Annotated in this window: 15 protein-coding genes and 1 pseudogene; 3 read left to right on the top strand and 13 right to left on the bottom strand. The window is 52.1% G+C overall.

Going from position 1 to position 18,685, the window contains the following annotated elements; translation table 11 throughout:
• Positions 1-179 precede the first annotated feature (179 nt).
• The 3 genes and pseudogenes from AB5Y70_RS12390 to AB5Y70_RS12400 all read right to left on the bottom strand — a co-directional run.
• A complete protein-coding gene (locus tag AB5Y70_RS12390) occupies positions 180-620 on the bottom strand; it encodes a Tn7-like element transposition protein TnsE (RefSeq protein ID WP_368176015.1) in 441 nt (146 codons plus the stop codon).
• A gap of 137 nt (positions 621-757) precedes the next feature.
• Positions 758-1,057 carry a hypothetical protein gene (locus tag AB5Y70_RS12395; protein WP_335878212.1) on the bottom strand — a complete coding sequence of 100 codons (300 nt, stop codon included), beginning with the start codon at positions 1,055-1,057 and terminating at the stop codon, positions 758-760.
• Positions 1,058-1,155: 98 nt separating this feature from the next.
• Positions 1,156-1,473 (bottom strand): annotated as a pseudogene (locus AB5Y70_RS12400) (helix-turn-helix domain-containing protein); the annotation flags it as partial.
• A 416-nt stretch (positions 1,474-1,889) separates the two neighbouring features.
• Between AB5Y70_RS12400 and AB5Y70_RS12405 the strand changes: the two are divergent.
• Complete coding sequence (locus AB5Y70_RS12405; RefSeq protein ID WP_335878211.1) at positions 1,890-2,306, top strand: hypothetical protein; 417 nt, start codon at positions 1,890-1,892, stop codon at positions 2,304-2,306.
• 366 nt (positions 2,307-2,672) lie between these two features.
• Here AB5Y70_RS12405 and AB5Y70_RS12410 read toward each other — a convergent pair whose 3' ends face one another.
• From AB5Y70_RS12410 to AB5Y70_RS12420, 3 genes are read right to left on the bottom strand one after another with little or no spacing between them, the layout of a single operon-like run.
• Positions 2,673-3,857: a hypothetical protein gene (locus tag AB5Y70_RS12410; protein ID WP_335878210.1), complete on the bottom strand. Its 1,185-nt coding sequence runs from the start codon at positions 3,855-3,857 to the stop codon at positions 2,673-2,675.
• Positions 3,854-4,324, bottom strand: a complete 471-nt coding sequence (locus AB5Y70_RS12415; RefSeq protein WP_335878209.1) for a hypothetical protein — start codon at positions 4,322-4,324, stop codon at positions 3,854-3,856. The genes AB5Y70_RS12410 and AB5Y70_RS12415 overlap by 4 nt, the downstream gene beginning before the upstream one ends.
• On the bottom strand, positions 4,308-7,166 hold the full coding sequence (locus tag AB5Y70_RS12420; RefSeq protein ID WP_335878208.1) for a hypothetical protein: 2,859 nt from the start codon (positions 7,164-7,166) through the stop codon (positions 4,308-4,310). The genes AB5Y70_RS12415 and AB5Y70_RS12420 overlap by 17 nt, the downstream gene beginning before the upstream one ends.
• A gap of 483 nt (positions 7,167-7,649) precedes the next feature.
• On the opposite strand from AB5Y70_RS12420, the gene AB5Y70_RS12425 reads away from it, so the two are divergent.
• Together AB5Y70_RS12425 and fabA are read left to right on the top strand one after the other, a co-directional pair.
• The gene (locus AB5Y70_RS12425) at positions 7,650-9,629 is read left to right on the top strand and encodes a Lon protease family protein (RefSeq protein WP_029314542.1); all 1,980 of its coding nucleotides are present in this window, start codon (positions 7,650-7,652) and stop codon (positions 9,627-9,629) included.
• A gap of 78 nt (positions 9,630-9,707) precedes the next feature.
• The gene (gene fabA / locus AB5Y70_RS12430) at positions 9,708-10,268 is read left to right on the top strand and encodes a 3-hydroxyacyl-[acyl-carrier-protein] dehydratase FabA (RefSeq protein WP_010674758.1); all 561 of its coding nucleotides are present in this window, start codon (positions 9,708-9,710) and stop codon (positions 10,266-10,268) included.
• An 80-nt stretch (positions 10,269-10,348) separates the two neighbouring features.
• Here fabA and rmf read toward each other — a convergent pair whose 3' ends face one another.
• The 7 genes from rmf to pyrD all read right to left on the bottom strand — a co-directional run bounded on the left by rmf (position 10,349) and on the right by pyrD (position 18,664).
• Positions 10,349-10,525, bottom strand: a complete 177-nt coding sequence (rmf, locus tag AB5Y70_RS12435; RefSeq protein ID WP_010674759.1) for a ribosome modulation factor — start codon at positions 10,523-10,525, stop codon at positions 10,349-10,351.
• A 159-nt stretch (positions 10,526-10,684) separates the two neighbouring features.
• On the bottom strand, positions 10,685-12,334 hold the full coding sequence (locus AB5Y70_RS12440) for a DUF3466 family protein (protein WP_010674760.1): 1,650 nt from the start codon (positions 12,332-12,334) through the stop codon (positions 10,685-10,687).
• Positions 12,335-12,342: 8 nt separating this feature from the next.
• Positions 12,343-14,253 (bottom strand): ABC transporter ATP-binding protein, encoded by a 1,911-nt coding sequence (locus AB5Y70_RS12445; protein ID WP_029314544.1) that lies wholly within the window; start codon positions 14,251-14,253, stop codon positions 12,343-12,345.
• Between the two features lie 72 nt (positions 14,254-14,325).
• Positions 14,326-14,553 carry a glutaredoxin family protein gene (locus AB5Y70_RS12450; RefSeq protein WP_010674762.1) on the bottom strand — a complete coding sequence of 76 codons (228 nt, stop codon included), beginning with the start codon at positions 14,551-14,553 and terminating at the stop codon, positions 14,326-14,328.
• Positions 14,553-16,724, bottom strand: coding sequence for a bifunctional 23S rRNA (guanine(2069)-N(7))-methyltransferase RlmK/23S rRNA (guanine(2445)-N(2))-methyltransferase RlmL (gene rlmKL / locus AB5Y70_RS12455; RefSeq protein ID WP_010674763.1), 2,172 nt, complete (start codon positions 16,722-16,724; stop codon positions 14,553-14,555). Before rlmKL ends, AB5Y70_RS12450 begins: the two co-directional genes overlap by 1 nt.
• Before the next feature lie 307 nt (positions 16,725-17,031).
• Positions 17,032-17,568: a cell division protein ZapC gene (locus AB5Y70_RS12460; RefSeq protein WP_029314546.1), complete on the bottom strand. Its 537-nt coding sequence runs from the start codon at positions 17,566-17,568 to the stop codon at positions 17,032-17,034.
• 85 nt (positions 17,569-17,653) lie between these two features.
• Entirely contained in the window at positions 17,654-18,664 is a 1,011-nt protein-coding gene (gene pyrD / locus AB5Y70_RS12465; protein ID WP_010674765.1) for a quinone-dependent dihydroorotate dehydrogenase, read from the bottom strand.
• Positions 18,665-18,685: the final 21 nt, after the last annotated feature.

The raw sequence follows: 18,685 nt of genomic DNA on the forward strand, positions 1-18,685 counted from the left end.
AGAAGGAGAACGAGGCATGAATCATCGCTATAGGGGAAAATAAAAAATGAATACGGTAATCCATAAAGTGCCATGGTTGTAATCAAATTGATGACAATCATGCATTAATACATATGTAACAGCAAGAAATGATGTCTCAAACGTAGACAGTCATCGTATTGGCTGATGTTTCTATACCGTTAGATTGATGCCATCCAACTATGAAACCTTGCTGCCCAATGCTCTATCGACCCCTCAGGCAACTTGCCCTTATCCACCGATTTGGTCTGCGGATGAGGGATGCCAGAATAGCCATCCTTACCACACAGCTCCTTCAGCCGCTTGCTTGGCCAATGCAGTGATTTCTGGGTTAGCTCTTCTTCCAATAATCTAAGCTGCTCCTGCCACCCCTGCTGAGATGTCAGCCTCAATAATTGGGTTGATAGGGAGCAGATCCCATCTGAGGTATCCACTTCAAGGATATGAAAAATCCGGTTCTGCGACTCTACTTCGACAACAGCTAGGCATCTCGGATTACCATCCAGAAGCAGATGCCGATTGCATCGATAGAGTTTTGGTAATTTGCGCAGTTGCTTGGATCTAATCACGCAACCATGAGTTGTGACCAACTGATCCAGCATTGTCCCAAAACAATCAAACTTGTTGGCGTAGAGGTGAAGATCATCAGTTTCATCCGATTCGGCAGTCCACTCTGCGCAGGGCAGCACACCGCCAACAACTGACTCCTCTGTACTGACATCGGCTGAAGCCAGAGATCCTAACTCTTCATCAGCCTTGCCCTTTCGCCCTCCTGCTTTTTCTCGGCAACCTTGCGTGTATTGAAGGCTTTGGAAAACTCAAAGACTACGGCTGGCGCCCGTAATAACACTGGTGAGGTATCCGCGTTGGCTTCCACACCATCATGCACCGAGTGAATATGAGGTCGTTCACCTACCAAGCGCACCGAGCCTTCCCCCTCCCCACGTACATACTCCCGCAGCTTGGGATGGAAAAACTGGACCTCATCTGGGACAGCAGCCTTGATATTTTTCAGACTGGTAATCTCGTAAACCAGCATACTTCTGGTTTGTTTATCAAACCGGCCCCTGACCTCAAAAGAGACGGATGGCAGAGGCGGGGGAGTAAACTCGAACTCCCATTGCCGATATCCGGAGAGTCATGACGCAGGGGCGATAACCAGTCCTTGAGCTGGGAGAGTCCGCCAGAGTAACCGCGCTCGCGCAGTTCCCTGAGCAGCACCGTCGCCGGGATCCAGTGTGGCTTCGCAGCCTGGATCCGCGCTTGCAGATAGGGTTTGAAGGGGTCGAGCTTGGTTGGGCGGGCAGGCCGGTTGGGATAGATTGGCAGGCCCGGGTTGCGCAGATACTTGCGCACCGTATTACGGGACACCCGCAGTTGCTGGGCGATAGCCCGGATGCTCATGCCCTGACGGGCCAACACTCTGATTTCCACTGATAACTCCTGGGTCAACATGGGTGCGGCTCAAAAGCCACGATCTTGGCCCAGGTGGGTCAACTTTACTCCGGCGTTAGTGGGTCATTTTTACATCGGCGGTGACAGCGGGCTCCGGGGTGTTCCGGTATACCACCCACTTCCAGATGCGGGTTGAGTTGAAAGAGGATTTTGCCGTACCGTTGTCGCTGCAGCGTTAGCTGATGAACAAAATCGCCGAGTTCTCGATGCTGGTTGTCGATATGACCAGCAAGTTTCGGCGTTAATACTCGAACAGCTGGGGTGATGCCAGCGAACGAGGACAGCTCAGCCCCCGCGCATACAGGACCATGGCCAGTCCATTTTCAGCAGAAGAATGTCTAGATAACCAGGGACACTTCACCATGCCTAATGCAACAAACCGACCAGAAGTAATTTAAAAACAAGGAGTAATCATCATGTTAAGTCTTATGCTGGTTCAAATTAGAGAAGCATTGGCCCAAGTGCCCTACATCGCCAAGATCAATAATCAAGATGATTATGAGCGAGCTATTGCTTTGATGGACTCGCTGGTTGATGACTACGAAAACAATACGCAATTGGTTGAATTACTTGCAAACAGCATTGAACGCTGGGAAAACGTGGCTGATGAGTTCACCGGTTTCAACACAGCGGTGGCTGACATGGAGCCTAGTATTGCTATCTTGAAGACATTGATGAGTCAGCATCGACTGCAGATGACTGACCTGCCTGAACTGGGTTCCAAGTCCAACGTTAGCAAATTGCTCAATGCCGCCAAGGGCAGGAAATTGACCCGACAACATATCGAGTTGCTAAGCAAGCGCTTTGGAGTTTCACCGGCACTATTCTTTTGATTGCCATGGAGTTGTTAATAAAACTTACGTGCTTGAAGCCTTACAAGGGGCTGTAGCCATAAGGCTACGACGCATAGTTCCTTTTAACGAAATTAGTCCGCTGTATTTTGTGTATCTATTTGCGATATAACAGGTTATTTAACCACGACTGCATGAAGACGTGCACTGCACCGGCGAACCCTATAGGAAAATTCAAGGAGGGTGGGAAAGGTATATTTACTACGCCTGAGAACACGCTCATAAAATATTTTAGAGGCATTCATATTGATACCTAAGGAAATACACATTATAAAAATAGCATAAGCAAGGCACCGGTTTGAGGCCGGTACCAGAGAATTACCATAACTGTATATAGAATAGGAAACTTTATTTTTTCCACACGTCCGAAATACCTTCACGGATCGCAGCTGTTACAAATTTGGCAGATAGTAAGCAACCTATTCGATGGAATGAATCACCTTTGTTCACTCCCCCATCATCCACAACAGCTTTAGCGGCAAAAAATGCAGTACGGTTCCTCGCATGTCTTGCCGCCTCATACACAGAATAAATCTCCATATCAAAGCCAGCTAGCTTTCGTTGCCCAACGACTAATGTAGAGGTTTTTCCTTCCTGTGCAATCACGGCGCTTCCACTACTGGTGACTGCATCAGGTACGATCTTGAAGCTTATTCGCTCCTTACCACTAGGCACTTCAGATGTGGCAGGATCTAGATGGGATTGAAGACTTTTCATCGTAGAACTAGAGGCAATCTCAACTAGTTTATTGTGCACATCTACATCTAGTTGCACATCATAGTGCTCCGATTTAAAACCCGTAGAACTCCATTTTCCCGCATCATGCTGATGGCAAGTCTTAGTAACTAATAAATCATAAATATCGGATTCTCCAGCAACACCGCCACAGATACCAGCCATGCAAATCAGGCGCGGTTCAAATCGCTCCAGGGCAAAGGAAGCAGCAACGGCAGCCGCAACAAGTCCCATATTGTGTGCTCGAATAATGACAGCCTTATACTCACCAATCACAACTTCTCGACAAACTAATCCTGATATGGTTTGTACTTGACCCCAAGTATCTGTCAGCCCCTCAAACGCTAATGTCTCTTTTTCAAGAGCACATAAAATAACAACATCGAATTTTTTATTCGGCTGAGCCGCCATTAACTTAATTTTAAGGGCCTCTCGCCACTTACCATGGTCATTATAAGCAATCACATTAATGTCAACCAAGTTCAAATCATGAACAAAATCTCCTTCTTTGAGATTGTGCTGAGTCAACACAATTGCAGGAGTTTTAAATGATTTACTACAATAGTCACGCGTCGTTTCAACCAGTGATTCAGAATGATCCTCTACTTTACTATCTCGTGCAGAACGGGGAACCAAAAGATCCAGAAGAATCAGATCGAACCTTTCATTAGAAATTGCCCTAGAATAATCCAACCAGTTTTTAACACGCATAATGTTAGCATCAGATACAATTTCAACTACATATTCACTAACAATATTAAATTTAGCATCATCATCTTCAAGAAATAAAATTTTCATAATGTCCTCAAGATTAATCCAATACTATCTTTCCATTGGCTATCATTTTCCAAATATCTAACACAGCCTGCCACCTCAATATCAAATTTATCCAATATTTCCTGTTTGGCTAAGTCAACAGGAATTGGAAGGGTTTCAATATCAATATCAGGGTACTGTGTTAGAATAATACATCGCGTATTTTTTTGAGTGTAATCAATCTCAAACAATACATCAAGACCACCTGATGACAAAGGAAATGGAGAACCAGCACCAGCCTCAGGCTCATGGCTATGTATTGACATATCTATTATTGCCAAGTGAAATTCATGCAATGCTAACAACGCTGTTGCAGATGCTAATGCATGACATTTGTGAATCTCAATTCTACTATCAAAAATACCAACAAGATAAGAGCAAATACCCTCCATCTTAAATTGATCATCTTCCACGATAAGACATTTTATCTTTTCAATATTCAAGAACATAGCTAAGCCTCACTCGAACCTCATTATCGACCACTTCATATTGGTCAAGCTCGAAATCTTTCCGATTACTGGCTAAGAGCAAGAGCTTTGATATCCCACTCTTTTTATCGTATAGATTAGCATCTTGGAAACTAGCTCGTTTATGCATTTCTATCTGTTCTGAAACGAAAGATGAATCATCTGTCGATTTAATTGAGGAACGAATATCAATAATTAAGCGCTTTTCTTTTTCATATATAATTTCAAAATTTCTCTTTACTGGACAACTACGATCTGCGTATTTAGCTGCATTACCGACTACGATAGCAAGTGCATCATAAATAAGATGATAGAAGTTACCAACAAGCTCAATGTCCTCCTTACTAGTATCAGCATCTTGAGGGTCAAAGTCGGGAATTGTATCCTTAATTTCAGCAACTGTTGCAGCAAAGAGCAACGCAACTGATGCCTTAGGCGCCACTATGGATGGTCGCTTAAACCATCCAAGCATAGTAGATAATTTTCTGTCGATTGATAGTGCTAGCTCTCTCCTAAACATATCTGCAAGCCTATGGTCAACCATAGATGCAATCGGCATCAACTCATCCTCGATAAACTTTTCATTTTTTAATGAAGTCTGCTGTGCTTTCAAAAAACGAATTACAGCAACTAAGTCTACCTCCGCCAATCGCCAGCAATAATCAATGATTACTGGGCAAATATCAGCTGTTGAAGTTGTTTCAGAAAAATTTTTACTAATATTAGTTACGGCCGCCGATAGCACTTCTTGCTTATAAGGAGTATAAGTTTCTGGTGTCAGTAATCCTAGCGGTTTAGACTTTGAAAAGACATGAAGTCGCTCTGCAATAATTTCCTCAACTGCATTGTTATAATTTTCCTTCCATATACTCCATTTGGCTATGAATTGAGAATTAGCAAATAATGATTTGAATTTTACAGATTGTTCTAAATGATTAATCACATGTGAGTACATATGTCCATGGAAAGTGCCATGACGTATACGACGGCCAATATATGATGCGATGCCAAAAACTGCATTTGAGCAAAATGCTGTGTAACTTTGAGCCATAACAATCGACAGCACAGCTTCGTCACAGGTTACAGACACACCTTTTTTTCCGGACCCAGTGGAAGTTAATGCACTATTTAACTCGATCATCATTTCATCTTCAATCCACGAGGTGAATCGCATTGGATCAACATAAATCCTATGATCATCTATTTCATTTCTAACACGGTTTATTTGGTGATCAATCCTGACCGCTCTCGCACGTTGAAGAAAATATTCATCTTTAGTAAAACTGGCCATCCATTCGTGTAATGACGCACGAATTTCTGGGATATCAGCAAGATGAGGTGCTATATTTGTAAGTCTAGCTAAAAAATCTTCAGTTGCGATATCATATATATACTCGGCAATATATGGATGAGACACTTCATACGATTTAACTAGTTCGACTAGCGAATTCCCATGATTGTTGTAAGTTATATCTTCTAGTAGTTTTCTTAAAAGAAAAATATCACGTTCATTCTTGCTTCGTTTAGCTAGCAACAATAATAGAATTAATTTTACTAGCTTATCTTTGGATAGCTTCGCAGCAGTACGTACTGACGGAATAGGAATTGTTCGTGCTAGGTCACGCGTCAATCCCATTAGAGTAAACAAGTCCTCCTTTTCGAAACCAATCTCTCCTTCAGATTCCGTCAGCCAGAAATTAAATAGAGCTGACCTAGTCACATTCCCTGATATTTCTAACTTGGCTAAAACAGGATAGTTATGGTTGGTAAACTGTGAACCACTAACAAGGTCATGTAAGGTCGGAACACCAACCCATCCTCGTAGTATTTGTTCAAGCTCATTAGGCAAATCGGCCACATATTCACGTGATGAGTCATAATAATGATCAATCAGTACTCGATACATCCTAACGGGTTCATATTCCAACCACACACTGGATTGTTTAAAAAATGTATATTCGCCTTCACTAGAAGGCGAATCATACGTACCGACCAGGGACTCGAAAAGCTTGGCGTTACCAATACTATTGGAAATCTCCATAATTGCAGGATAATCGCACATGGTGAAATAATGACTATTGAATTTTGCTAAAATTATTGCATCTATTAGTGAACATTTTAATACCTCCCCAAGATACTCTCCTAAATCTTGATTCGATGAGGCGTAAGGTTGAACAGTTAGTTTTGCTAGCGTTCTGGTATATCGGTTGATTGCCCCGCGATCAGAAATATTTAAAACCGACCTCTTGCTCATCAGTATATTCTGATCACGTGCATATGAGTGAATTAATGATGAAACAACAATCCCCTTAATACCAGCTTGTAGCACAAGCTCCTCGATGCGCTCATCGATGCCATCCTGTATTATATTTTCACGAATGAGAATAATCCGCCTTAAAAGTGCATGACTCCACCCGTCCTCCTTTAAGGATAGAAGAATCAAATTAATACAAGCATCTATATTTCTAGCGGCATAGTGCTCGTCAATCCTCCCTAAAGAAAATGAAATTCGTCTAAGTCTTTCAATATTTTTTTTAGCGCTGGTATCAATAACCGTTAATATTTCATGCAACCCGGCATTAAGATATATTTGAAATGTATCGAAAAAAGGTGGTTTTTTCGGAAATGGAACTTGCGGCTTTACCGCTCTTGTTAAGACAGTACTGTTTAGTATTTCATCAAGAGCTTCCAATTGAGAATGACTAAACTTAGCGCTCAGTTTCTTTAAGCGATGCATCACACTTTCGTTATCATCACTCAATATGGACCTGATCTGATTTCTTGTTCTAAGATCAAATTTTTTAAACTTTTCATCCCTACGCATTGTTAATCCCTAAACGCTATGCCTAAGATTTATGTTCTAATTTAAGGGAACACATTTTCATAGTTTATAAACTCTTGACTACGTAAAGACTTTACCGACAATCATCCCTCATTGGAACCATAGCAATGTGATTGAATTAAAAATATGCCAAGCGCATCACTACACGATGCGTCGTCACTGTTAACTCACATAAATATGCAATGTTATAACAAATCAGTATTATCTGATCAGTTTCATGTAGTTTGATGATGGTTCTAAGCTAAAAATCTAGCTTCATGCACAAAGTACATGTAGCAAACAAATTAAGTTTCAATTGCAACATAATGTAACTTACTAAAAATAAAAAAATTTATTATTACAAGCAAGGCATGTAGTGATCATCTGATAGATATTAGTTAAATGAAATATCTTGGTATTCTGTCACCCTCAACCGAACTGTGTATAATGGTGGCAATTGATCCTATCCCCGACCGGATGTCTTAAGTGGCTGAATTAACATCAGAACAATTAAAACCCGCTTTCTCGATTGAGCAGTTCCCCACACTTGGCGAACTCGACCCCATTCCGTTTGCCGCCCTGCAACCCAGAGCGATTTCGGGTATCAAACGGCTGGCCAGTTTTGATGGTGACTGCCCGGTCATGATCCTCAACGGTTTCCCCGGTGCAGATTACGAGAATGTCTGCCAGACCCTGATCGCCTCTTCGAATGGCAAGGATGGCGACCTGTTCGATCTCTGTTATACCGAGAATCTCAACAACCCTTTCAAGCCCATCTGGCTGCGCCTGCAACCGGGCTCGGGTTTCGAGTTCTGCGAAATGGTCGGTGAGCTGCTCAAGCTGATGAGCCACCATCTCGACGCCGAGCGGCTGGTCACCCGGATCATCCGCAAACAGAACAACGACCCCAAGATCGTGGATTTCCTCTCCGATCTGGCCGCCCATGTCGCCCAGGGCCTCGAGTTCCAGCACCCGGTGCTCATCAACCTGCTGATCCATCATGAGGATCAGCAAGCCCCTGTCGTCTACGGCCGTGACCTGAACTGGGATACCTTGTTCGGTTCCATCAACTATCAGACGGAACAAGGCTCCGTTTACGCCAACCAGCACCTTTTGGAACCTGGTCTGCTGCGGGAAGCCAACGGTGGTTACCTGATACTGCAGCTTGATGAGCTGCTGGATCAGCCTCATCTCTGGTTCAAGCTCAAGAACGCCATGCAAAAAGGCGAGCTGGACTGGAATGCCTATCAGGAAGGCAAGACGCTGACGCCGTTCTTCACCCCGGAGGCGACCCCCATCCGGTTCAAGTTGATCCTGGTCGGTGACAGGCTGGACGTGGCGGAATTCCAGATGCTGGACAGGGACATGGCGGAGCGCATCTTCCTGCGTGCCGATCTGGTCTCCGAAGTGAACATCGAGGAAGATCTCCCCGCCTTCCTGCAATATCTCGCCTGGCTGCGAGCGCGCTGGGCGCTGCTGGATTTCACCCCAGGTGCCCTCCTCGCCCTCTGTCGCCATGCCAGCCGCCTGTGTGACCACCAGGAGTGGCTATCCCTCTCCGAGGTACAGCTCGGCGCCATCATGCGCATGGCCGACAGCCTGGCCCGCGAGCTGGAAGCGATCTGCGTCACTGACGAACATATCCTGCTCGCCCTGGAAGAACAGGATTACCGCCTCAACTATCTGGTGGAGCAATCGGATCAGGGTGTCATCGACGGCCAGATCCTGCTGCAGACCGACGGTGAAGAGGTTGGCCAGATCAACGGGCTTTCCGTCATCCAGGTGGCCGGCCATCCCTATGACTTCGGGGAGCCGGTACGCCTCACCGCGACCGTCCACCTCGGGGATGGCGATGTTGCTGACATCGAGCGCAAGGCGGAGCTCGCCGGGCACATTCACGCCAAGGCCATGATGATCATCCACGGCTACCTCTCCAACAAGTTCGGCGCAGAGAACCCCTCGCCGCTCTCGGCCAACCTGGTGTTCGAGCAGTCATACCACGAGATCGATGGTGACAGCGCCTCCCTGACCGGCCTGTGTGCCCTGCTCTCCGCCCTCGCCCGCCAGCCCATCTATCAGCACTTCGCCGTGACCGGTGCGGTCGACCAGTTCGGCAATGTGCAGGCCGTGGGCGGCGTGAACGAGAAGATTGAGGGCTTCTTCCGGGTGTGCAAGATCCACGGTCTCACCGGAAAGCAAGGCATTCTGCTGCCAGGCACCAACGCCCAGCAGCTCAACCTCTCTGATGAAGTGATCGCGGCAGTAGAGGCCGGCCAGTTCCACATCCACCCGGTGGATCACGTGGAAGAGGCAATCGAGCTGCTCACCGGCTGCGTTGCTGGGGAGCCTGACATGCCGGATACCCTGTTTGGCCGCATCCAGGAGAGACTGGACGAACTCAATGGCACGGCAACCAAGAGTGGCGGCCTGCTGCGCAGCCTGCTGGACCGGCTGCTTGGCCGTTAAATGAAGTGATCGGAGTTGTTTGGCGAACATCTGTAAGCTAAATTGGCCCGGCTTTGACCCATATGAAGGATAAACAGCGTGACCCTAGATAACGACACCACTGATCCCCGCCTCTCCCTGTGCGAACAAGGCAAAGAGTCCTTTACCCGTGAAGAGCTGCTTGCCTGCAGCCGTGGCGAATTATTTGGTGAAGGTAACAGCCAGCTGCCCGCCCCCAACATGCTGATGATGGATCGCATCGTCAAGATCAACGACCATGGCGGCGAGCACGGCAAGGGTGAAATCCTGGCTGAACTCGATATCACGCCGGATCTCTGGTTCTTCGACTGCCACTTCCCCGGCGATCCCGTCATGCCTGGCTGCCTGGGCCTGGATGCCATGTGGCAACTGGTCGGCTTCTTCCTGGGCTGGAAAGGGGGTCCTGGCAAGGGACGTGCGCTGGGTGTCGGTGAAGTCAAGTTCACCGGCCAGATCCTGCCGACGGCCAAGAAGGTCACCTACAAAATCACCTTCAAGCGCGTCATCAACCGCAAACTGGTCATGGGCATTGCCGATGGCGTCGTGGAAGTGGATGGTCGCCCCATCTACAGCGCCACCGATCTGAAAGTGGGCCTGTTCAAAGACACCACCGCATTCTGATCCTGCTCCTGGGTGAGCAGAGACAACGTAAAGGGGCCACGATGGCCCCTTTCCTTTTGTAATGAGTGATGAAGTATCGGTTACTTCATGAAGAGGCCTGAGCCTCGCCCTTCCATGGCATCGCGCCAACCACCAAGCCAATGGCCCCTGGCATCCAGGCACTGGTACGGACACGCTTCTTTCTGTTTGCCGACTACGCCAGCCTGATAACCACGAGCGCGAGCTCTCTCCAGACGGTCCCGTTTCTGTCTCTTCATCATCTACGACCCTCTTCATGGAACAAAAAAAGCGACCAGTTTTTCACCGGTCGCCTTCATCTTTACCCCAGGGGGGAGGCAGGGTCAAACAAAAATTCCATGCTATTCAGGGGTTGTGACACAAGATACTGAACTGCATTAATTTTTGATGACACTTATTTATCGCTGATAGCGACGCAGCCAGGCAAAGGGCAGCGCCAGCAGAGTCAACCAGAACAGGCTGCCACCACCGCCCTCGCCACCATCCTGACCGGTCTGGTTGTTGACCGGCGCATTGCTGACCACATAGCTGGCCGGGGCATTGCCCTGATAATCCGCCACGGCCGGCGTCAGTTTGACGGCGACCACGGTGGCGTTGGCGCGTTTGTTGAGGTCGCTCTCGCTGTCATAGCGATACGCCGTCGCGGCAATGGTGCCGTCGCTGCTGATGCCGCTGGCATAAGCGATGTGATAGTACTTGCCGTTCTGGGCACACTGCTTGTTGCCGGCGTCATCCTTGCCACAGATGAGATCGTTCAGATACCAGCTGTTGGCCGGGGCGGCCGCGTTCAGCAGGAAGGCTTCCTGCATGCGGTTGGTGCCATTGACCACCGGTTGGGTCTGATGGCGGGAGTCGCGCCAGCCAACCACCATGTTGTGCTCGTTGATGGCGGCCGCTTCCGAGCCTGCCCCCGAGACCGGCTTGTCTTGAAGAGGAAGGCTGGCCGCCGTACCCGGCTTGCTCAGGTTGAACAGGAACATCTCCACCGGGCGGTTCTGACCCTTGTTGATGCGATAGCGCTGGTTGCCGATCACGTAGCCGTTGTCGTTGACGGCCACGGCCCAGCTGTGTTGCAGCTTGGCATCGTCCTTGCCAGGCTCGCCATCCGGCAGCGGGATGATCTTGGTGGTGCCCACGGTGCCGGCAGCCGTATCCAGGGTCCAGTAGCTGGCGAGGTTGCGGCCATCCAGATCACCGGTGCCCACCTCGCCGGTAGAGCTGTAGCCCACGCCGTAGAGGGTGCCGTTGTACTTGGCCACGCCCAGTGCAGAAGCGGTTTGCAGCACCTCGTCACGCTGATGGCCATAGGTGCCGGCCTGCATCAGCTTGTTGAACCCGCCCGAGCTGTTGAGCAGCCAGAAACTCGCCTGGGTATCGACCCCGGGGCAGTAGCGGAAGTCACCGTACTGGCTGTCATTGCCCGTCTCGAAACACCACTTGTAGAAATCACCGCCCACCTTGTGGCGATACTTGTCGCTGGCCGCGGTACCGGTCACCAGATACTGACCGTTGTCCAGCTTCTTGATGGAGGTGGGTACGCTCAGGCCGTGGGTGCTGGCCGCATCCTTGAGCTCGACCGGGTTGCCGTCATTGACCACGGCAAAGGCGGTGCGCAGCTTGCCATTCATCTTGTAACCGACCCGATCCTCCGGAACATCCCCGAGGGCCGTCACCAGGCCATCGACCTCGGAGCTGGTCACGTAGCCCAGGTTGCTGCGTTGATCCACCTTGTCCAGGAAGTCGCGACGCCACTGGTAGGCAAAGCCCGAGTTGTCGCTCCAGAAGGAGTTGCAGACCGAGTTGGAGAGCATGCAACCCTGCTCGAAACGGAAACGATCCACCAGGAAGTCGGCAAACCGCACGGTGGAGAAGTATTCCGCCATGTTGTTCTTGGTGTTGAGCCCGATGAGGCCGTTGGCATCGCCGCTGATCCCGCTGGCATAGCCTTTGACTTCGTCATCGACGATGGTGAAAAAGGAGCTTTGTGCCGCCTGCGCGTTGAGGCTGGCGCCGACCAGGATGGCCAGCATGGATAATTGCTTTTTCATCTACTTCCTTAGTCTTGATGTTTCAACGCTTCCAACTCCTCCCAACGGGAGAAGGCGTGTTCCAATGCGGCCTCTGCCGCATTCAATGCATCCAGTTTGGGCTGGGTCTGCTCTGCTGGCAGGGAGAAGAAACCGGGGTGGTTAATCTCGGCCTGCAGGGCATCGAGTTCCATTTCCAACTGTTCCAGCCGGGCTGGCAGATTATCCAGCTCCAGTTGCAACTTGTAAGAGAGTTTTCGTGTTTTTTTCGCAGGCTCCGCTGCCGATGCGACAGGCTCTGCCACCTTGACCGGGGCCGGCTTGGCCGTCTGTTGGGCGGCCTGCAGGGCTCGTGTGGCCATCATGTCGGCGTAGCCCCCGACATAATCGCTGATCCGTCCATCCCCTTCAAACAGCCAGCAGCCGGTCACGGTATTGTCGATGAAACGGCGATCGTGGCTGACCAGCAGCAGGGTGCCCGGATAATCGGTGAGCAGCTCTTCCAGCAATTCCAGCGTTTCGACATCCAGGTCGTTGGTTGGTTCATCCAGAATCAACAAGTTACTGGGTTTGAGGAAGAGTTTGGCCAACAGTAGACGGTTTTTCTCGCCCCCTGACAAGGCCTTGACCGGGGTGCGCGCCCGCTTGGGCTCGAACAGGAAGTCCTGCAGGTAGCCAAGGATGTGGCGGGAGCGGCCGCGAACCATCACCTCCTGCTTGCCCTCCCCCACGTTGTCCACCACCGTCTTCTCGGGATCGAGCTGCTCACGGTATTGATCGAAGTAGGCCACTTCCAGGTTGGTCCCCTGGCGCACCGAGCCACGGCTCGCCTCGAGCTGGCCCATCAGCAGCTTGATCAGGGTCGACTTGCCGCAGCCGTTGGGGCCAACCAGAGCAATCTTGTCCCCGCGCAGCACCTGCAGATCCAGTCCCTGGAACAGGGTGCGATCACCAAAGTCCAGCCCCAGCCCCTCGGTCTCGAACACCAGCTTGCCGGAGCGGCCCGCCTCGTCCAGTTGCAGCTTGGCCTTGCCCTGCAGTTCCCGGCGCTGGGTGCGCTCCATGCGCATCGCCTTGAGGGCCCGCACCCGTCCCTCGTTGCGGGTACGACGCGCCTTGATCCCCTGGCGGACCCACACCTCTTCCTGGGCCAGCTTGCGGTCGAACTCGGCGTTTTTCAGCTCCTCGACCCGCAACCACTCCTCCTTGCCTTGCAGATATTCGTCATAGTTACCGGGCCAGGAGGTGATCACGCCGCGATCGAGATCGATGATCCGGGTCGCCAGCTTGTGGATGAACTCCCGGTCGTGGGAGATGAAGACGATGGCGCCACGAAAGTCCTTGAGGAACTCTTCCAGCCAGTTGATGGCATCGATGTCCAGATGGTTGGTCGGCTCGTCCAGCAGCAACAGGTCCGGGTCACACGCCAGGGCGCGGGCCAGAGCCACCTTGCGCAGCCAGCCGCCAGACAGACTGTCGAGCGTCACATCAGGGTCGAGATCGAGCAGGGTCAGCACCTGATTGATGCGGGTTTCGTACTGCCAGCCGTTCTGATAGTCGAGCTGCTCCTGCAACTGGCTCATGGTGCGAATGTTGGCATCGGAAGGGTCGTGCGCCAGGGCGTGGGAGACATGGTGGTACTGCTTGAGCAGCTCCCCTACCCCGGCCAGCCCTTCTGCGGCGTAATCGAACACGGTGATCTCGCTCGAGGCGGGCGGATCCTGCTCGAGGCGGGTCACTTTCAAATCTTGTTGCAACACCAGACGGCCGTCGTCCAGCGGCAGTTCGCTGGCAATCACCTTCATCAGGGTGGACTTGCCCGCCCCGTTGCGACCCACCAGACAGAGGCGCTCGCCCCGCTCTATGGTGAGCTCGGCATGGTCGAGCAGCGGAAAATCACTGAACGACAGGGACGCGCCGTGCAATGTCAAAAGAGCCATGTTTGTTCCTTGTTGCTTATGAAAAAACGGGCGGCAGCGTGAATCTGCCCCCGTTTTGTCGTCAAATCCTGCTCACCCCTGTGCCAGCCAGCCTTGCAGCTCCCCCAGGGTGAAGGGCCAGCCCAGCTCCCGGCCGGCACTGTCTTGCAGCACCGGGATGCGCACCCGGTAAGCCTCGAGCCAGGCCTCCTCCTCCAGGATGTCGCAGCGGCGGGTCTGCGCGGCCATCCCGGCCTGTTCCACCAGCGTCCACGCCTGTTCGCACAGGTGACAGCCGTCGGTGTGAAACAGGGTCAGCATCAGCCTTGTGCCTCGGCGTGGGTGATGATCCAGCAGTTGTGGATATGCTGGTTGCGCTCGAAGTCCTTGGGCCGGGTCTTGTTCGTGATGTTCTGCGCCTTGAGACCGATGGCGTCAAGGCCGGCCAAGTCCATCTTGAAGTGGCGTTTGTTGTTGGAGAAGACCAGGGTGCCGTCCGCCGCGAGCAGGCGCTTGAGGTGCTGCATCAACAGCAGGTGATCCCGCTGCACGTCGAAGCTCTCGTCCATCCGCTTGGAGTTGGAGAAGGTGGGCGGATCGATGAAGATGAGGTCGTACTGCTCGTCGGCTTCCGACAACCACTTCAGGCAGTCCGCCTGCACGAACTTGTGCTCGCGGCCCACCAGCGAGTTGAGGCGCATGTTGTCCTGGGCCCAGTTGAGGTAGGTGCGCGACATGTCCACCGTGGTGGTTTCGCGGGCGCCGCCGAGCCCCGCGTGCACGGTGGCACTGCCGGTGTAGGCGAACAGGTTCAGGAAGCGCTTGCCCCGAGCCATCTGGCCCAGCATGCGGCGGGTCTGACGGTGGTCGAGGAAGAGGCCGGTGTCCAGATAGTCGTAGAGGTTGACCCAGAGGCGTGCACCGTACTCCTGCACTTCCATCCGGTGCTGCTCTTCGGAGAGCTTCTGGTACTGCTGTTTGCCTTCCTGGCGCTCGCGCACCTTCAGGATCACCTTCTCGCCGTCCATGCCGGTCACCTTGATGGCGGCCTGCACCATGTCCAGCAGACGCTGGCGGGTTTTCTGGGCGGGAATGTCCTTGGGCGCCGCGTACTCCTGTACCACCAGATAATCCTGATAGCGGTCGATGGCGGCGTTGTATTCCGGCAAGTCCGCGTCATAGAGGCGGTAGCAATCGAGGTTCTCCTTGCTCGCCCATTTCTCGAGGGTCTTCAGATTCTTGCGCAGACGGTTGGCAAAGTCCTGGGCCACCTCTTTCTGGGAAGCGACGGCATCGAGGGCGATCTGGTAGTTGCGCAGCTGGCACTCGAGGGCGCCGTTGAACAGGCGATACTGCTTGTCGGCACGCAGGCGCAGGCAGCTCAGGAGTTCGGGAGAGGCGGAGAGAATGGTGACCTTCCACCCCTGGAAGCCGCGGCGCAGGGCATCGCCAAGGGCCTGATGCACTTCCAGCAACGCCGGGAATTCACCGAGACGCTCGCCATAGGGCGGGTTGGAGATAAGCATGCCGACCTGACGGCTCTCTCCTTCCACAGCCGGCATTGGCAGCGGATTTTCCAGCTTGGTGACATCGGCCTGCTTGAAGGTAATGAGATGATCCACGCCGGCGGCCTTGGCGTTGTCACGGGCCTTCATCAGGACCCGGGTATCCGCATCGCAACCGAACAGTTTCACCTCGCAGCGCTGCATGCCGCGCTTGGCACGTACCTGGGCTTCCATCATCAGACTCTGCCACAGTTCACCATCGTGTTGCAGCCAGCGATCGAAACCGAAGCGCTCACGGCGCAGGGCCGGCGCCATGTCGGCAGCGATGAAGGCCGCTTCAATCAGCAGGGTACCGGAGCCGCACATGGGGTCCATCATGGGCTCGCCGGCCCAGCCGCTGCGGGCAATCATGGCCGCCGCCAGGTTCTCTTTGAGGGGCGCCTCGCCGGTGCCCTGGCGATAGAAGCGCTGGTGCAGCGCCGGGCCTGACAAGTCCAGCGTGATATTGGCCTTGCCTTTGCCAAGGTGCGCCATGATGCGAATGTCCGGGGACTTCTTGTCCACATCCGGGCGCACGTGACCGCGCTTGGTGAAGCGATCGACGATGGCGTCCTTGATCTTCAGGGCACCGTACTGGGTATTGCGAATGGAGGCGTTGGTACCGGTAAAGTCCACCGCGATGGTGGCGGTACCGGAGAAGTGATCTTCCCAGGGAATGGTATGGGCCCCGAGGTAGAGGTCCAGATCGTCGTTCATCTGGAACTCGGAGAGCACCAGCACGATTCGGGAGGCAAAGCGGCTCCACAGACAGGCCTTGTAGCCGATGGCCAGTTCGCCCTTGAAGTGGACGCCGGCCACGGTCTCACGGACCTGCTCTGCACCCAGATTGGTCAGCTCGACGGCCAGCAGGTTTTCCAGCCCTTTGGGGCAGGTTGCAAAAAATTCTTTCATCACGCTCACGGGGATGCCATAAAAATAGTGCCGCATTATACCTTATCGGCCCGCGCTCGGCACTCGAACCTTGGACAAAGGCGCCATATAAACGGCAAGAGGCGCGGCAAACGCTCCCCTCCCCCTTGCGGGCGACAGGATCCCGCTCTTGGCTGGCAGTTGTCTACCATCACATTCGTAAAGAATTCGAAAATCTTGCCCGGACCAGGCAGAAAATGGTCGTGACGACCAGACGAAGGAAAAAGACAAATAATGGAACAAGAGAGAGACTGAGCGCTTAAATATCAGACCAATATAGCAGGCCTATAACGGACTTATTCGTCGCCATATAACGGCCCCGTCGTCAGCCCACTTCCCGATATTGTGTCTGTGCCCGAACTCTGGCTTGCATCCGGTTATTCATCACCTTGATCACGGCAAAGCGCGGCAGCGTCTTGCTGTTGGTCAGCACCAGCTCGTCGGTCAGGTTCAGGCAAACACTCGCCTGATCGCCGGCTTCGATGACCATGAATTCCCCCCTACCGTGGGGCGTATCCATCCACACCAGGGATCCCATATCCGGAATAACATGGGCCTGCTGTTCATGAAAGAACCAGCTTTGCGGCATCAGGGGTTTATAAAAACGGCTGACGGCGATGGCATTGAGGACCAGCTGGACCTGGTGGGGCGTACTCCAGTCGAGTTCAGCGGCCTTGTCCATCAACTGGTAATAGAGGGCGGCATCATCCACGCAAAAAGGCTGGGTGGTGAAAGAACAGGGAACAAGTTGTCGACCTTTATATTCGGTGGCAAATATCATGCGATCGGACAAATCCAGCATAAGGCGATCATCCTGAGCGTCATAATGCCACTGCCAATTGTCATTGGGTTGAATACACATGGTGGTGCCCTTATCTAAGCCGTCCCTCGACTTTATTCCATGTCGAGAATTTGAGCAACGTTAAATAAGGGCAACCGGTTATTTTTTAAATATGGGTAACGATCTCTTTGACCAGACTCGGCCCTTTATAAATAAAGCCGCTGTAAATCTGGACAAGACTGGCACCCGCTGCCAGTTTTTCCCGAGCCGCCATGGCGCTGTCGATACCACCCACACCGATAATGGGCAGGGCGCCGTCGAGGGCCTTGGCCAGGTGGCGAATAACCTCGGTGCTCTTGTGCTGGAGCGGACGACCGCTAAGCCCGCCAGCCTCTGCGGCATGGGGCATGTCATATATCATCTCCCGCTCCAGAGTGGTATTGGTGGCGATGACACCGTCAATACGGTTCTTGATCAAAGAGGCGGCTACCTGATCTATTTCATCGAGTGACAGATCCGGGGCAATTTTCACGGCCAGCGGCACATACTTTTTATATTTCTCGGCCAGCTCCTGTTGGCGCTGTTTCAATGCGGCCAGCAGTTCATCCAGTGCATCGCCATATTGCAATTGACGCAGACCCGGGGTGTTTGGCGAGGAAATATTGACCGCAATATAACCGGCGTGGTCATACACCTTGTCCATGCAGAGAAGGTAATCATCCTTGCCCTGCTCGATGGGGGTGTCCTTGTTCTTGCCGATATTGATGCCGATCACCCCCTGATATTTGGCCTCTTTCACCTTGGCCACCAGGTGATCGACTCCCTTGTTGTTGAATCCCATGCGATTGATGATCCCCTCGGCCGGGATCACCCGGAAGAGACGTGGCTTGTCATTGCCGCTCTGGGGTCTGGGGGTCACGGTACCGACCTCGATGAAACCGAACCCCATGGCGCCGAAGGCATCGATGCACTCCCCGTCTTTATCCAATCCTGCGGCCAGGCCCACCGGATTGGCAAAATTAAGCCCCATGACGGTGACGGGGCGTTTTGGCAGGGTGTTGCGGAAGAAACAATCGAGCGGTGTACCGAGAAGGCGGGGCAAATATTTGATGGAGAGATCGTGAGCCTGCTCCGGATTGAGTTTGAACAGGAAATGCCTGGCGAGTGGGTACAGCATGCTTGCTCCTTAAAAAAAGCC

Source organism: Aeromonas sp. s1(2024) (assembly GCF_040908005.1).
Classification (GTDB): Bacteria; Pseudomonadota; Gammaproteobacteria; order Enterobacterales; family Aeromonadaceae; genus Aeromonas; species Aeromonas caviae.

Bases quoted from the DNA above. Each gene is read 5' to 3' on its own strand.
- AB5Y70_RS12440 (WP_010674760.1), bottom strand. From the start codon at position 12,334: ATGAAAAAGCAATTATCCATGCTGGCCATCCTGGTCGGCGCCAGCCTC.
- rlmKL (WP_010674763.1), bottom strand. From the start codon at position 16,724: ATGCGGCACTATTTTTATGGCATCCCCGTGAGCGTGATGAAAGAATTT.
- AB5Y70_RS12390 (WP_368176015.1), bottom strand. From the start codon at position 620: ATGCTGGATCAGTTGGTCACAACTCATGGTTGCGTGATTAGATCCAAG.
- AB5Y70_RS12445 (WP_029314544.1), bottom strand. From the start codon at position 14,253: ATGGCTCTTTTGACATTGCACGGCGCGTCCCTGTCGTTCAGTGATTTT.
- pyrD (WP_010674765.1), bottom strand. From the start codon at position 18,664: ATGCTGTACCCACTCGCCAGGCATTTCCTGTTCAAACTCAATCCGGAG.
- AB5Y70_RS12410 (WP_335878210.1), bottom strand. From the start codon at position 3,857: ATGAAAATTTTATTTCTTGAAGATGATGATGCTAAATTTAATATTGTT.
- AB5Y70_RS12395 (WP_335878212.1), bottom strand. From the start codon at position 1,057: ATGCTGGTTTACGAGATTACCAGTCTGAAAAATATCAAGGCTGCTGTC.
- rmf (WP_010674759.1), bottom strand. From the start codon at position 10,525: ATGAAGAGACAGAAACGGGACCGTCTGGAGAGAGCTCGCGCTCGTGGT.
- AB5Y70_RS12405 (WP_335878211.1), top strand. From the start codon at position 1,890: ATGTTAAGTCTTATGCTGGTTCAAATTAGAGAAGCATTGGCCCAAGTG.
- AB5Y70_RS12420 (WP_335878208.1), bottom strand. From the start codon at position 7,166: ATGCGTAGGGATGAAAAGTTTAAAAAATTTGATCTTAGAACAAGAAAT.
- AB5Y70_RS12450 (WP_010674762.1), bottom strand. From the start codon at position 14,553: ATGCTGACCCTGTTTCACACCGACGGCTGTCACCTGTGCGAACAGGCG.
- AB5Y70_RS12460 (WP_029314546.1), bottom strand. From the start codon at position 17,568: ATGTGTATTCAACCCAATGACAATTGGCAGTGGCATTATGACGCTCAG.
- AB5Y70_RS12415 (WP_335878209.1), bottom strand. From the start codon at position 4,324: ATGTTCTTGAATATTGAAAAGATAAAATGTCTTATCGTGGAAGATGAT.